Below are 14,160 nucleotides of genomic sequence, written 5' to 3' on the forward strand. Positions count from 1 at the left end.
AAATCATGAGGTGGGTTTCTCCATCCTCAGTCGAGCTTGACGCCGGCCGCCGCGACGACCTTCTGCCACTTCTCTATCTCGGTGCGGATGCGCTTGGCGAACTCGGCCTGCGATTCGCCGCCGGTCTGGGCGAGCTGTTCCTTCCAGATGGCCTGCAGCTTGGGCGCCTTGAGCGCCTTCACGACCTCGGCGTACATGCGCTCGACGATCGGCTTCGGCGTGCCCTTGATCGCCCAAAGCCCGTACCAGGTCGACACGATCCAGGCCGGTACGCCGATCTCGGCCGCGGTCGGCATGTCGGGGAACTCGGGCACGCGCTCGGTCGTCGCCACGGCGAGGCCACGCAGCTTGCCGGCCTTGATCTGCTGCGCCGAGGTGCCCATGCCGTCGAACATCATGTCGGCATTGCCGGCCAGCAGGTCCTGCATGGCCGGACCCGCGCCGCGATAGGGCACGTGGACGATCTCGGTCTTGGTCTCGAGCTTGAAGAGCTCGCCCGCCAGATGATGCGCCGTGCCGGTGCCGGCCGAGGCATAGTTCAGCTTGTTCGGGTTGGCCTTCAGGTAAGCGATGAACTCGGCCGCGGTCTTCGCGGGCACCTTGTTCGGGTTGATCGAGATGACCTGCGGCACCAGCGCGATCATGGTGATCGGCTCGAAGTTCTTCTCGAGATCGTAGTCGAGGGTCTTGTAGACCGACGGGGCGATCGTGTGATGGATCGCGCCCACGAAGAAGGTCTGGCCGTCGGGCTTCATCTTGGCCGCCTGCGAGGCGCCGACCGTGCCGCCCGCGCCGCCCTTGTTGTCGATCAGGATCTGCACGCCGAGCTGCTCGCCCACCTGCGCCGCCAGCGGGCGGGCGAAGACGTCGGTGCCGCCGCCGGCCGGGAACGGGTTGACCCAGGTGATCGGCCCGTTCGGCCAGCCCTGCTGGGCACGGGCTACGGCGGGCGCCGCCAGGGTCGCGGCGAGGCCGAGCTTCAGGGCATTGCGGCGCGAGGTCGAGAAGTTCGAAGTCATGGTCTGCCTCCCAGCAGGTTCTTGTCGTTCCGGTTTTCCATGGAATCGAGGACGGCCTGCTGCTTGGCCCGCAGGTGCCCGACGAGCAGGTCACGTAGCGCAGCGCCGTCCCGCGCCGCAAGCGCCTCGATCATCGCGCGATGTTCCGCGACCGCCTGGTCCCACTTGGCGGGGTTGAGGTTCGACCGGAACCGGAGCGCGTGCAGCCGGGCGTTGAGCGTGCGGTAGGTCTGTTCGAGAACCGCGTTGCCGGCAATCGCGTTCAGCCGGTCGTGGATCAGCCGATTGATTCTGTAATAGCTCGGCAGGTCCCGGCCGGCATGCGCGGCCTCCATTTCCGCCTGCAGCGCCCGGAGCTCGGCGACGTCGGCCTCCGTGACGCGGGTCACCGCGAGCTCACCCGCCAGCCCTTCCAGGGCGCCCATCACCTCGAAGGCGCCCCGCACGTCGGCGGCCGACAGGGCCACGACCTGGGCGCCCCGGTTGGGCAACTGCACCAGCAGGCCATCGGCCGCCAGCATGCGGAAGGCCTCGCGCAGCGGCGTGCGCGAAACGCCCAACCGTTCGCTGAGTTCGCGCTCATTCAGCTTGGCACCGGGCGCCAGCTCACCCTCGATGATGAGGGCGCGCAGCCGCTCGGCCGCCGCTTCAGGCAGCGTCGAGCGCGCGATCTGCAGGGTTGAACCATCCATCTCTGGACTCACTCTGGCATATTGTATACAAAATGCAACAGCCAAGCTGAGAGGAACCACCCGATGCGCCTGAACTCACACCCTGCCGGACGCCATTTCCTGCAAATTCCTGGTCCGACCAACGTGCCCGACCGCGTTCTTCGCGCGATGGATTATCCGACGATCGATCACCGGGGCCCCGAGTTCAACGCGCTGGCAAAGAAGGTCCTTCGTTCCGTCCGCCAGGTTTTCCTGACAAAACAACCGGTTATCGTCTTTCCCGCATCCGGCACCGGAGCTTGGGAGGCAGCCCTCGTGAACACCCTGTCGCCGGGCGACCTGGTGCTGATGTGGGAGACCGGCCACTTCGCTTCTCTTTGGAAGAAGATGGCCGACAAGCTTGGAATCAAATCGGAATTCATGGGCGGAGACTGGCGCAAGCCGGCCGATCCGGCAGCGATCGAGAAGCGTCTGAAGGAAGACACGGGACACGCCATCAAGGCGGTCTGCATCGTCCACAACGAGACCTCGACCGGCGTGGTGAGCGACATCTCCGCCGTGCGGCAGGCGATCGACGCCGCCAGGCACCCCGCCCTGCTGCTGGTCGACACGATCTCGTCGCTCGGCTCGATCGACTATCGCCACGATGCCTGGGGCGTCGACGTGACGGTGGCGGGCTCGCAGAAGGGCCTGATGCTGCCGCCCGGCCTCTCCTTCAACGCCGTCAGCGAAAAGGCCATCGAGGCGTCGAAGGCCTCGAAGATGGTGAAGGCCTTCTGGAACTGGGACGAGATGCTGGCGGCCAACGCCAACGGCTGGTTCCCCTACACGCCCGCCACCAACCTGCTCTACGGCCTGAACGAGGCCTGCGACATGCTGCTGGAGGAAGGGCTCGACGCGGTGTTCGCGCGCCACGCCCGCCATGCCGAGGCGACGCGCACGGCCGTCAACGCCTGGGGCCTCGAGATCCTGTGCAGCGACCCCAAGGCCTATTCGGGTTCGCTGACGGCGATCGTCATGCCCGAGGGCCACGATGCCGACGCCTTCCGCAAGGTCGCGCTGGAGAACTTCAACATGTCGCTCGGCCAGGGCCTCAGCAAGGTCGCCGGCAAGGTGTTCCGCATCGGCCATCTCGGCGACTTCAACGACCTGATGCTGATGGGCACCCTGTCCGGCGTCGAGATGGCGCTGGGCCTCGCCAAGGTGCCGCACAAGGCCGGCGGCGCGCAGGCCGCCCTCACCTACCTGCGCGACACCGCACCGGGCGCCCGAACGGCCTGACGGGGGTACGAACCTGCGGCACTAACCCGGGATCGAGAGGGGTCCCGGATCGCCGCCAACGGGCCGGCGCAGACAGGCGACGTGGTGGCCCGGCGCGACTTCAAGCAAGGGCGGATCGGTCATCCGACACTCCGCCGTCGCGTAGATGCAGCGCGTGTGGAAGTGGCAGCCGGGCGGCGGCTTGGCCGGGCTCGGCACGTCGCCCTGAACGATCTTTTTCCTCAATCCGCGACGCTTGGGATCGGGCGCGGTCGCGGCCGACAGCAGGGCCTCGGTGTAGGGATGCAGCGGCTGCGTGAAGAGCGTGCGCTTGTCGGTCAGCTCGACGATGCGGCCGAGATACATCACCGCGATGCGATGGCTGATGTGCCGCATGACCGCGAGGTCGTGGCTGATGAACAAATAGGCGAGCCCGTATTCTTCCTGCAGGTCGATCAGCAGGTTCAGCACCTGCGCCTGCACCGAGACGTCGAGCGCCGAGACCGGCTCGTCGGCCACGATCACGTCGGGATTGACCGACAGCGCCTTGGCAATGCCCAGTCGCTGACGCTGGCCGCCGGAGAATTCATGGGCGTACTTGCGCATCGCCTCGGGCCGCAGGCCGACGCGGCGGAAGAGCTGCGCCACCTGCTCGTCGCGCGCGGCGCCGCGGGCGATGCCGAAATTCTCCAGCGGCTCGCCCACGATCGTGCCCGAGGGCAGGCGCGGGTTCATCGAGGAGTACGGGTCCTGGAAGATCGTCTGGATACGCCGGCGATGGGTCCACATGGCGCCGGGCTTGAGGGCGGTCACGTCCTCGCCGGCCAGCACGATCTTGCCCGCGGTCGGCTCGATCAGCTTGAGCACGACCTTGCCGATCGTGGACTTGCCGCAGCCCGATTCGCCCACCAGGCCAAGCGTCTCGCCGCGACGGATCGAGAAAGTGACGCCGTCAACGGCCCTCACCGCGCCGACCTGGCGCTGCAGCAGGCCGCCATGGATCGGGAAATGCTTTACCAAGCCTTCGACCTGGAGGACGGGCGCGTCGCTCATGCCGCCCTCCGCACGCGCTCGACTTCCCAGCAGGCCACGAGATGGCCAGCCCCGCCATCGATCAGAGGCGGCCTCTCGCTGCGGCAGCGGTCGGTGGCGAAGCCGCAGCGCGGCGCGAAGGCGCAGCCAATGATCGGTTGGGTCAGGATCGGCACGAGGCCCGGGATCTCCTGCAGGCGCGGCCGGGTGCCGGCGGCATCGGCTTCGACGTCGAGCCGCGGGATCGCCCGCATCAGGCCGCGCGTATAGGGGTGCAGCGGTTCCTCGAACAGCGCCTCGACGGTCGCCTGCTCGACCTTGCGGCCGGCATACATGACGACCACCCGCTCGGTCGTCTCGGCCACGACGCCGAGATCATGGGTGATCAGCACGATCGCCGTGCCCGTCTTCTCCTTGAGCTCGATCATCAGGTCGAGGATCTGCGCCTGGATTGTGACGTCTAGGGCGGTCGTCGGCTCGTCGGCGATCAGCACCTGCGGGTCGCAGGACAGCGCCATCGCGATCATGACCCGCTGGCGCATGCCGCCGGAAAGCTGATGCGGATACTCGTCGAGCCGGCGGCGCGCATCGGCGATGCGCACCAGGTCGAGCATCTCGAAGGCCCGCTCGCGCCCCTGCTTCCAGGAAACACCGAGATGGCGCACGACATTCTCGGCGATCTGGGTGCCGACGGTGAGGACCGGGTTGAGGCTGGTCATCGGCTCCTGGAAGATCATCGAGATGCGATGACCGCGCAGCCGCTTCATCTCCTCCTCGGAGAGGGTCGTGAGTTCCTCGCCCTCGAATTTGATCGAACCCGAAGCGATGCGGCCGGTCTCCGGCGGGATCAGCCGCAGGATCGACATCGCCGTCACCGACTTGCCGCAGCCCGATTCGCCCACGATGCCCAGCGTCTCGCCGCGGGCCACGTCGAACGACACGCCGTCGACGGCGCGCACCACGCCGTCGAGGGTGCTGAACTGCGTGCGCAGGTCTCGGACCTCGAGGATGGGAGCCGGATCGGCGCTCACAGCCGCCTCGCCAGGCGCGGGTCGAGACGGTCGCGCAGGCCGTCGCCCAGGAGGTTCACCGCCAGCACGGTGACGGCAAGGAAGGCACCCGGGATCATGATCGTCCACGGCGCGATCTGGAAGAAGGTACGGCCCTGGGCGATGATGTTGCCCCAGCTCGGAACCTCCGGCGGCACACCCGCCCCGAGGAAGCTCAGGCTGGCCTCGATCAGCATCGCCGAGGCACAGACATAGGTCGACTGGACGATGAGCGGCGCCAGCGTATTGGGCAGGATGTGGCGCGTGAGCAGCTTCCAGTTCTTCGTCCCGCCCGCGATGGCGCTCTCGATGTAGGGCTGGGAGCGGATCGACAGCACGACCGCACGCACCACCCGCACGATGCGCGGCACTTCGGGGATCACGATGGCGACGATCACGATGCCGAGGCCCGGCCGCGCCAGGGTGATCAGCGCGATGGCGAGCAGGATCGACGGAATCGCCATCAGCCCGTCCATGATGCGCATGACGATGGCGTCGATCCTGCGGAAGTAGCCACAGGCAAGGCCGAGGGCCAGGCCCAAGATGCTGGCGAAAGCCGCGACCGACAGGCCGACCAGCAGCGATACGCGGGCGCCGTAGACCGTGCGCGAGAAGATGTCTCGACCGAACTGGTCGGTTCCGAACCACCAGCGCTCCGACGGCGGCCGCAGCCGGTTGACCGGCGCGATCTTGAAGGGATCGTTGGTGGCGATGACCGGCGCGAAGACCGCCATGACGATCAGGATCGCCAGCAGCACCGAGCCGATGGCGATCGTGGGATTGCGCCGGATGGCGCTCCACAGCGAGAAGTGCCGGGCGGGCGGCAGGGCGAGATCGCCTGCGACTACGGCCATGTCAGTACCGGATCCGCGGGTCGAGGAAGGCGTAGGAGATGTCGATCACCAGGTTTACCAGCACCTTGGCGCCGGCAAATACGAGGATCAGCCCCTGCACCACCGGATAGTCGCGCTTCAGGACGGCGTCCACGGTGAGGCGGCCAAGGCCCGGGATGTTGAACACGGTTTCCGTGATGACCACGCCCGAGATCAGGAGCGCGATGCCGATGCCGATCACCGTGATGATCGGCACGGCCGCGTTCTTGAGCGCATGCAGCAGCAGAACACGATTGGTCGCGAGCCCCTTGGAATTGGCCGTCCGGATATAGTCCTGCGCCAGCACCTCGAGCATCGATGCGCGCGTGATGCGGGCGATCAGCGCCATGTAGGTGATACCGAGAGCCACCGACGGCAGGATAAGGCTCTCGGCGAACGGCCAGAGCCCTTCCCGGATCGGCTGGTACCCCTGGACGGGCAGGAGCTGCCACTGCACGGCGAAGAAGTAGATCAGGATGTAGGCCAGGACGAAGCCCGGCATGGCAAAGCCCAGCACGGCAAAGCCCATGACCAGACGGTCGACCAGCTTGCGCGCTTTCCAGGCCGCGACCACGCCGATGGGAATGGCCAGCGCCACCGCCACGAAGAGCGTCGAGAGGGTGAGCGCCACGGTCGGCTCGAGACGTTGGCCGATCAGGCGCGTCACCGGCATGTTCGAAAAGATCGAGACGCCCATGTCCCCTTGTAGAAGCTGCGACGTCCAGACGAACAGCTGCTCGACCATCGGCCTGTCGAGGCCGAGCTTGGCCCGGACGGCGGCAATCGCTTCGGCGGTCGCATCCTCGCCGGCGATGATCGCCGCCGGATCGCCCGGCGCGAAGCGCAGCAGGAAGAAGACGAACAACGCCACCACTGCCATCACCGGCAGGGTGGCGAAGAGGCGGCGGACGATATAGGCGGTCACGACGAGGCCTTGCCCAACTCAGGCAAGGCCCCTCCGCGCGCGACGGCTACGCATACTCGATACGCCATTATTTCTTGGTAATCCCCCACAGCACGGCGAGACCCGTGTTCGGCACGATACCGTCGATCTTGTCGGCGCGGTAGGCGAGCGGCGTGTCCCATTGCCCGAACGGAATATACACGACCTGCTCCATCGCTCGGCCCTGCAGCTCGTTGGCGATCTTCTTCCGCTCTTCCTCGGTCTGCGCCATGCCGAAGGCGTTGCGCAGCTCCTCGATCTTGGCGTCGCAGGGCCAGCCGAACAGGCCCTTCTCGCAGGCCGCGCCGATCCAGGTGTGCAGCACGGGATTGGCCGAGCCGACGCCGCCCGAGGTCGTGACGAAGATGTTCCAGCCGCCCTGGGCCGGCGGATCCTTCTTGGCGCGGCGCGTGACCACCGAGCCCCAGTCCATCGACTGCGCATCGACGTTGATGCCGGCCTCGCGCATCGCCTGGATGAGCACCTGGGTCGCCGGTGTGATCGTGGCATGATCGGTCGCCGACAGGACGGTGATCGGCTCGCCCTTGTAGCCCGCCTCCTTGAGGAGCTGCAGGGCCTTCTTGGGATTGTACTCCTTCATCCACTCGCGACCGGCGGCGCTTTCGTACGGACCGCCGCAGGTGAGGAGCGCCGGGCAGACCTTGTAGTATTTCGGATTGCCGACGATGGCGCGCAGGAAATCTTCCTGGTTGATCAGGTAGTACATCGCCTGCCGGGCCTTCACGTTGTCGAACGGCGGCTGGAGATGGTTGAGGCGGATGAAGCCCTGGGTGCTGTCGATCTTCCCGGTCTTCATCAGCTTCACGCCGCGGGCCTTCTCGAGCATCGGCAGGAAGTCGATGGGCGGGGCCTCGTAGAAGTCGATCTCGCCGTTGACCAGGGCTGACATCGCCGTCTGCGGGTCGGAGATCCAGACCAGCTCGATGCGGTCGACGCCCGGGACCTTGCCCCCGGCGAAGGACGACGGCGCCTCGGTCCGCGGCTGGTAATCCTTGTTCTTGAGGTAGACCGCCTTGCTGCCGGGCACCCACTGGTCCTTGGCGAACAGGTAGGGGCCGGAGCCCACCGCTTCCTTGATCTGCGTCTGCGGATCGGTGAGCGCATCCTTCTCGCGCATGATGGCGGGGATCGAGCTGCTGCTCTTGCCCAGCGACTCGAGCACCATGCCGTACGGCTCCTTCAGCACCATCGTGAAGGTCTTGTCGTCGACCGGCTCCATCTTGGTCACGAAGCCCATCAGGCGCTGGCCGACGCCGTCCTTGGCGCCCCAGCGCTTGAGCGAGGCGATGACGTCCTTGGTCGTGACCGGCGAGCCATCGTGGAACTTGAGCCCGTCGCGGAGGGTGAAGGTGTAGGTGAGCTTGTCGGGGCTGACCTCGTACTTGCCCACCATCTGGGGCTGCGGCTTCTGGTCGGCGTCGTTGCCGAACAGCGTGTCGTAGACCAGTGCACCATGGATGTTGGCGATCGTCTGGGTCGTCCAGACCGGATCGATGACACGCACGTCGGCATGCATCACGGCCTTGAGGACTTTCTCCTGCGCGTGTGCCGGCGCCTGGACCGCGGCGAAGGGCAGCGCCAGCGCGAGCGCGCCCGCGAAGACTCGGTTGAACATTCTGAACACTCCCTTACTCCCCGCAGAGAGTATGCAAAGCAGTGTTCCGATTTGTCCAGCTTCCCGGCTAGTAGATCAGGCCCCGCGGCCTGGCGTCTTCGTCGAGCGGCCAGATCGGGCGCTCCACCTTTGCGTACGGGACCTTGCGATGATCCCGGCGCAGCGGGCCGCTCGATTCGACATAGATCACTTTCTTGGCGATCGGCCCGTAGGCCGCCATGAAATGGTTCGTCGACTTCACGACCACGATCTTCCGCTGCGTCGGATCGATGCCGAGATTGGTGAACAGCTCCAGCCCGGTCGCCTGCGCGCGCTTGGTGATCAGGACGACCTCGACGCCGCCAATGCGTACCGCCGCGCAATCGCCCAGCGGTCCCTTCGCCGGACCGAAGCTCTGCCAGGCATCCCGCTTCAGGCCGACGATCTCGACCTCGGCATCGACCGGCTGGCCCGAGCTCGGCGCGATCTTGCCGCCGAAACGCAGGCCAATCCGGGCGCCGAGGCCGGCGTCGAAGCAGATGCGAACCGCGATCGGGTCCCAGATCGGGCCGAGGCAGGCGCTTTCGACGTTCTTCTCGATCAGGTACTTCAGGATGTCGGTATTGTCCGACGGCGCGCCGCCGCCGGCATTGTCGGTCGGATCGGCGATGACCACCGGCAGGTCGTTGAAGGCCACACCCTCGTCGACTCCCGCGGCGACGCCGAAAGATTGCGGCCGCGTCTTGCCGCGCAGCCCGACCAGTTCCTCACCCAACTCCGTGGCCAGCGCATCGGCTTTCTTCTTGTCGCCATCGGCGATCACCAGCACGCGCGTGCCGGTATCGGGCACGTCGCTATGGGGGAAGCCGTGACCGATCGAGACGGACAGGATGCCGTCCTTGCCTTCCATCGCCATGATGCGGTCCACGAGGCCGCGCATCGGCTGGATCGTCGTCGGATAGCTCTGGATCTGCCGGCAATCGTAGACCGACATGACCGGCTTCACCTGGCCGCGCAACGTGGCCAGCACGAGGTCGAGCAGGTCCTCGGCGCGATCGACAACGTCGGTGTGGGGGAATTCCTTGTAGAACACCATGATGTCGGCGTTCGAGACCCGTTTCATCGTGAGGTGGCAATGCGGGTCGAGTTCGACGCCGATCACGCATTTTGGTCCCACGATCGCGCGGCAGCGCTCGATGATGTCGCCTTCGACGTCGTCGTAGCCGTGCGCCACCATCGCACCGTGCATACCGAGCAGCAGACCGTCGACCGGCAACGCCGCCTCGAGCTGGGCCAGGATCTCGTCGCGCATGGTCTCGTAGTCGGCGCGGTTGGTCGTGCCGGCAGGGCTCGCGGCAAAGCAGCTTCCCTCGATCAGCTCGAAGCCCTCTTTCTTGGCACGGGCACGCGCAACGAAGAGAGGCGCGGTGCACATGCGGGGCGCATCGGTCGGATGCTGCCCGGGGCGGAAGAATACCGTCTCGCGAAAATTCTCCAGGCTGGTCGGCAAGGGGGAGAAGGTGTTGGTCTCGGTGGCAAGCGTGGCAGCAAACAGACGCATGGGACTCCTAGGGGACGATACCGGCGGGAAGCGACACGCAATGCCGGCCGATCGCGCCCGGCGTGGTGAGCCAGATGCGGTCGCGATGTTTTGCGATGTGACGCAGCGCGCGCTTGAGATGCCGCAGACGATGCGGCTGGCCGACGAGATAGGCATGCAAGGCCACGCCCATCACCAGCGGCCGCTCCTGCGACAATTCCAGCATCTCGTCGAACTGGTCGACGATGATGTCGGCGAAGGCGTCGCCGCCAATCTTGCGGCCAGCGATCTGCGGAATGTCGTTTACTTCCTGGGGATAGGGAATGGCGAGAATGCGCCTGCCGCCACGGCAACGCAACCAGATGGGCTGGTCGTCCATGCACCAGTCCAGCAGGTAGCGATAGCCGGCTTCCGCCAGCAGGTCGGGTGTGACGTGGCTGTGTGAAATCCACGGGCCCAGCCAGCCTTCGGGCGCGCGTCCCTCCGCGCCTGCGAGACGCGACGTCGCTTCGGCAATCAGGGCCCGTTCGTCCGCTTCGGCGAGCACGCCCTGGCGTTCCGCATTGGTGCGGCCATGCCCCACGATCTCGTCGCCGCGCGCCCGGCAGGCTGCTACGAGCTCCGGCGCATAGTCGTACATCGCACTGTTGACCAGGGACGCCATCGGCAGCCGCAGGGCATCGAAGGCGTCGAGCATGTACCAGGCGCCGACGCGGTTGCCATAATCGCGCCATGCATAGTTGAGAATGTCGGGATGTGGACCACCCGGTGCCAGCTCGGCTCCCAGCCCCTCGCCGTAGGAAAAATGCTCGAGATTGAGGGCGAAATAGACGGCGAGACGTCGGCCTGCCGGCCAGGTGTAGTCGGCGCGGCCCCGCAGGGGGACGTAGTCGTACCGGTCGTGCGTTCTCAGTTCCATCCCCATAAACTAACGTCGCAAGCCACGAAGGGCTACGGTTTCGCCATGCTCGATCGCCTGCTCTCGGCCGCCCTCACCGGCTGCCTGTTTCTCGTCACCGGCGCTCCCGCCTTCGCCTACTATTCGAAGGACTCGTACGAAGCCGAAGTCAGCTTCGAGAGCAGGGTCGAGATTGCGGAGGATACGCCCGACTACATTCTCCTGCCCTCCTACATCAACCGGCAGCTCCTCTATCTCGCGGGGCCGCTGCAGGCCGCGCCGAAGAAGGCGGCCGCCAAGAACGATGCCAACGTCGACATCCTGGGCCGGCACCGCGACGAGAGGACCGGCAAGCACTATGTTCGCTACCGCTACACCGGCACCTTCGTACTCGACAACGGGCTCCAGGATACCGTGAAGGTCCGCCTGCCCCTCAATCTCGAAGAGGTTTGGGACCGATCGACCGACAAGTGCTTCAGCTGGGGTGAGAAGTACCGCATGGCCTACTTCTGGGCGCCGCTGAACAAGGGCTGCCCGCTGGTCGATGGCATCGACTACACCACGTCGGATGCCAGAATCCTTGCAAAGCGTCCCAACACCGCCAATACCGCACCGGCCTACGAGCGGCTGGCCAACGCCAACAATGAGATTCGCGTCGTCCTGACCTTCGGTGCCGATGAGGACAGGAACGGCAATCTCTCGCCTGAGAAGAGCAACACCGACTACAACGCCGGCAACTACCGCGACATCCGCAAGTATCTGCTCGGTCAGGGCTTCGCGGTTCGCACCGTCGCGGCCGCCGAGCGCGAGCGCGAATGCGGGAACACGAAGTCCCTCGCCGCCTCGCCCGGCCATGTCGAGGAATTCACGCGCAAGGATGGCGGCCGCACGCTGGTCGTTCGCCTGTTCTGGGGCGTCACCAACATCGGCGAGGACAGCATCGCCTTTTTCTGCATGGCCAAGGAGGCCGCGGAGCGCGGCTCGGTATTTCTCTATGCGGGACACTCCCGCGTGGGCTTGCTGGATCTCACCTACATGGGCGAGCAGATCGGCGCGCCCATCAGGATGAACAAGGATCAGTATCAGATTTACGCGTTCTTCGGCTGCTCGAGCTACAGCTACTACAATCTCTCCTATTTCGCGGCCAAGGCGTCCCCCGCCGATCCGGACGGCATGAAGAACGCCAACATCATCACCAATGGCATCACCGGCTCTTTCGGCTCGATGACAGACTTCACGACGAAGACCCTGAAGCCGATCTTCGAGTGGTCGGCCCGCGGCACCCGGACGAGTTGGCAGCAGATCATGAACTCCTACTCCGAGCGCTTTCTCACCGGCGTCAACGGCGACCGGTAGCGGGACTGCACACCGGCGGGCGACGACTCCGCGCACGAGCAAGGCGTAGCGTCGCCAGTCCGGATGGGCTACGGTCGCAGACTTAATGAAGAAGCCGCTTCCGTTTAAGGATGCGGACGAACAGGGAGGAAGAACGCGTTGACGGCGACGAGTGCTGCCGCTTTGCCTGCGACCACGAACGCCGCGCCTGCCGCGCGGCGGTGGGCCGCGCCGCTCTGGGTCGGCGCCTTGCTGATCATCCTCACCTTCCTGGTGATCTATCCGCTGCTGATGCTGTTCTTCGGCGCGATCAGTGATTCCAACCCAGTGATCGACGGTTTCGCGAAGTTCAATCCGTCGCTGACGCACTTCATCGCCGTGCTGGGCAACGAGAACGTGCGCCTGGCCTTCTTCAATGCGCTGGTGGCGTGCGGCGGCGGCACCGTGCTCGCCGTCGTGATCGGCCTCGCCTTCTCGTGGATCGTCGTCCGCACCAATACCCCGTTCAAGGGGTTCATCGCCGGCGCCAGCATGATCCCACTGTTCGTGCCGCCGCTGGTCGCGGGTGTTGCCTGGAGCATCCTCGGATCGCCCAAGACCGGTCTCCTGAACACCGCCCTCAAATGGATCGGGATCGACTTCCGCTTCGATTTCTATTCGATGTCGGGCCTCATCCTGGTGTTCGGCTTCTACTACGCGCCCTACGTCTACATGTTCACCGCTTCGGCGCTGCGGAACATGGATCCGAGCCTCGAGGAAGCCTCGGAGGTCGCCGGGGCCTCGGCCTTCACGACCCTCTTCACCGTCACCTTTCCGCTGATCGCGCCGGCAATCCTGGCCGGCTCGCTTCTGTCCTTCGTCGTGATGCTCGGCATCTACGGCGTGCCGGCCGCGCTGGGCGCGCCGGCCAATATCAACGTGCTCACGACCTACATCTTCAAGCTGACCGCCTGGAGTCCGCCGCTCTACAACACGGCCGCCGCCGTCGCGATCCTGCTGATGATGGTGACCGCCATCCTCGTCTGGGCGCAGCAGCGCGTGCTGTCGGGCCGCAGCTTCGCCACCGTCGCGGGCAAGGCGTTCCGCCCGCGCAGCCTGAACCTCGGGCCGTGGCGCTGGCTCACCTTCAGCCTCGCCCTCGCCTATCTCTTCGTCGTCGTGGTGCTGCCCACGATCGCCCTGGTGATCGCCGCCTTCCGCCGGTTCCTGTTCTTCAAGGACTTCGACGCCGTCTTCGACATGAAGGCCTATAGCTGGGTTCACTTCAATTCCATCTTCGACAATCCACTGACCATGACGTCGATCTGGAATACGATGAAGGTCGGCGTGATCACGGCCGTCATTGGCGGCGTCCTGGCCTTCGCCATCGGCTACACGATCAACCGCACGCAGGTCGCCGGCCGCAAATCGATCGACCTGCTGTCGACCATCCCGGTCGCCATTCCCGGCCTGGTCGTCGGTGTCGCCTATCTCTGGGCCTGGATCGGCCTGCCCGGTGGTCTCTACGGCACGATCTGGATCCTGGCGCTGGCCTTCGTGGCGCGCTTCATCCCCGATACGGTGAAGTCGCTGTCGACGTCTTTCATGCAGATCCACAAGGAACTCGAGGAGGCCGCCTGGATCTGCGGGCGCGGCCTGCTCAGCACCATTGCCACGATCATGGTCCCGCTGGCGCGGCCCGGCATCGTGGCGTCGATGACGCTGCTGTTCGTGCTGGCGGTGCGCGAACTGGGCTCGTCGCTGTTCCTCTACACCAGCGACACGACCGTCATGGCCGTGTTGCTGCTCGACTACTACGAGGGCGGAAACGTCGGAAAGACCGCCGCCTTCAGCCTGGTGCAGACCGTGATCCTCGGGGTTCTCCTGGGTATCACCACCTGGCTTTCCCGTGGCTCGGCCGAGAGCGCCGGACGCGCCGGCTAACAA

At 65.8% G+C, this 14,160-nt stretch carries 12 protein-coding genes; 3 read left to right on the top strand and 9 right to left on the bottom strand.

Annotated elements, in window-relative coordinates:
• Positions 1–26 precede the first annotated feature (26 nt).
• Together ACO07I_RS06775 and ACO07I_RS06780 are read right to left on the bottom strand one after the other, a co-directional pair.
• Positions 27–1,019, bottom strand: a complete 993-nt coding sequence (locus ACO07I_RS06775; RefSeq protein WP_422015597.1) for a Bug family tripartite tricarboxylate transporter substrate binding protein — start codon at positions 1,017–1,019, stop codon at positions 27–29.
• Entirely contained in the window at positions 1,016–1,711 is a 696-nt protein-coding gene (locus ACO07I_RS06780) for a GntR family transcriptional regulator (RefSeq protein ID WP_422015599.1), read from the bottom strand. Before ACO07I_RS06780 ends, ACO07I_RS06775 begins: the two co-directional genes overlap by 4 nt.
• Before the next feature lie 63 nt (positions 1,712–1,774).
• Between ACO07I_RS06780 and ACO07I_RS06785 the strand changes: the two genes are divergently transcribed.
• Positions 1,775–2,971 carry a pyridoxal-phosphate-dependent aminotransferase family protein gene (locus tag ACO07I_RS06785; RefSeq protein WP_422015601.1) on the top strand — a complete coding sequence of 399 codons (1,197 nt, stop codon included), beginning with the start codon at positions 1,775–1,777 and terminating at the stop codon, positions 2,969–2,971.
• Positions 2,972–2,992: 21 nt separating this feature from the next.
• On the opposite strand, the gene ACO07I_RS06790 is transcribed toward ACO07I_RS06785, so the two are convergent.
• The 7 genes from ACO07I_RS06790 to ACO07I_RS06820 all read right to left on the bottom strand — a co-directional run bounded on the left by ACO07I_RS06790 (position 2,993) and on the right by ACO07I_RS06820 (position 10,920).
• On the bottom strand, positions 2,993–4,003 hold the full coding sequence (locus ACO07I_RS06790) for an ABC transporter ATP-binding protein (RefSeq protein WP_422015603.1): 1,011 nt from the start codon (positions 4,001–4,003) through the stop codon (positions 2,993–2,995).
• On the bottom strand, positions 4,000–5,013 hold the full coding sequence (locus ACO07I_RS06795; protein ID WP_422015605.1) for an ABC transporter ATP-binding protein: 1,014 nt from the start codon (positions 5,011–5,013) through the stop codon (positions 4,000–4,002). The genes ACO07I_RS06790 and ACO07I_RS06795 overlap by 4 nt, the downstream gene beginning before the upstream one ends.
• Positions 5,010–5,885 carry an ABC transporter permease gene (locus ACO07I_RS06800; RefSeq protein ID WP_422015607.1) on the bottom strand — a complete coding sequence of 292 codons (876 nt, stop codon included), beginning with the start codon at positions 5,883–5,885 and terminating at the stop codon, positions 5,010–5,012. Before ACO07I_RS06800 ends, ACO07I_RS06795 begins: the two co-directional genes overlap by 4 nt.
• Before the next feature lies 1 nt (position 5,886).
• Positions 5,887–6,828 (bottom strand): ABC transporter permease, encoded by a 942-nt coding sequence (locus tag ACO07I_RS06805; protein WP_422015609.1) that lies wholly within the window; start codon positions 6,826–6,828, stop codon positions 5,887–5,889.
• Between the two features lie 67 nt (positions 6,829–6,895).
• Positions 6,896–8,482, bottom strand: coding sequence for an ABC transporter substrate-binding protein (locus ACO07I_RS06810; protein WP_422015611.1), 1,587 nt, complete (start codon positions 8,480–8,482; stop codon positions 6,896–6,898).
• 67 nt (positions 8,483–8,549) lie between these two features.
• Positions 8,550–10,022: a M81 family metallopeptidase gene (locus ACO07I_RS06815; protein WP_422015613.1), complete on the bottom strand. Its 1,473-nt coding sequence runs from the start codon at positions 10,020–10,022 to the stop codon at positions 8,550–8,552.
• 7 nt (positions 10,023–10,029) lie between these two features.
• A complete protein-coding gene (locus ACO07I_RS06820) occupies positions 10,030–10,920 on the bottom strand; it encodes a polysaccharide deacetylase family protein (protein WP_422015615.1) in 891 nt (296 codons plus the stop codon).
• Positions 10,921–10,965: 45 nt separating this feature from the next.
• Here ACO07I_RS06820 and ACO07I_RS06825 point away from each other — a divergent pair, with 45 nt between their 5' ends.
• Both ACO07I_RS06825 and ACO07I_RS06830 read left to right on the top strand, forming a co-directional pair.
• The gene (locus ACO07I_RS06825) at positions 10,966–12,255 is read left to right on the top strand and encodes a hypothetical protein (protein WP_422015617.1); all 1,290 of its coding nucleotides are present in this window, start codon (positions 10,966–10,968) and stop codon (positions 12,253–12,255) included.
• Positions 12,256–12,393: 138 nt separating this feature from the next.
• Positions 12,394–14,157 carry an ABC transporter permease gene (locus ACO07I_RS06830; protein ID WP_422015619.1) on the top strand — a complete coding sequence of 588 codons (1,764 nt, stop codon included), beginning with the start codon at positions 12,394–12,396 and terminating at the stop codon, positions 14,155–14,157.
• The last annotated feature ends 3 nt before the right edge of the window (positions 14,158–14,160 follow it).

Origin of the sequence: Reyranella sp. (assembly GCF_965227665.1) — a bacterium.
GTDB lineage: Bacteria > Pseudomonadota > Alphaproteobacteria > Reyranellales > Reyranellaceae > Reyranella.

Bases quoted from the DNA above. Each gene is read 5' to 3' on its own strand.
- ACO07I_RS06775 (WP_422015597.1), bottom strand. From the start codon at position 1,019: ATGACTTCGAACTTCTCGACCTCGCGCCGCAATGCCCTGAAGCTCGGC.
- ACO07I_RS06780 (WP_422015599.1), bottom strand. From the start codon at position 1,711: ATGGATGGTTCAACCCTGCAGATCGCGCGCTCGACGCTGCCTGAAGCG.
- ACO07I_RS06785 (WP_422015601.1), top strand. From the start codon at position 1,775: ATGCGCCTGAACTCACACCCTGCCGGACGCCATTTCCTGCAAATTCCT.
- ACO07I_RS06790 (WP_422015603.1), bottom strand. From the start codon at position 4,003: ATGAGCGACGCGCCCGTCCTCCAGGTCGAAGGCTTGGTAAAGCATTTC.
- ACO07I_RS06800 (WP_422015607.1), bottom strand. From the start codon at position 5,885: ATGGCCGTAGTCGCAGGCGATCTCGCCCTGCCGCCCGCCCGGCACTTC.
- ACO07I_RS06810 (WP_422015611.1), bottom strand. From the start codon at position 8,482: ATGTTCAACCGAGTCTTCGCGGGCGCGCTCGCGCTGGCGCTGCCCTTC.
- ACO07I_RS06815 (WP_422015613.1), bottom strand. From the start codon at position 10,022: ATGCGTCTGTTTGCTGCCACGCTTGCCACCGAGACCAACACCTTCTCC.
- ACO07I_RS06820 (WP_422015615.1), bottom strand. From the start codon at position 10,920: ATGGAACTGAGAACGCACGACCGGTACGACTACGTCCCCCTGCGGGGC.
- ACO07I_RS06825 (WP_422015617.1), top strand. From the start codon at position 10,966: ATGCTCGATCGCCTGCTCTCGGCCGCCCTCACCGGCTGCCTGTTTCTC.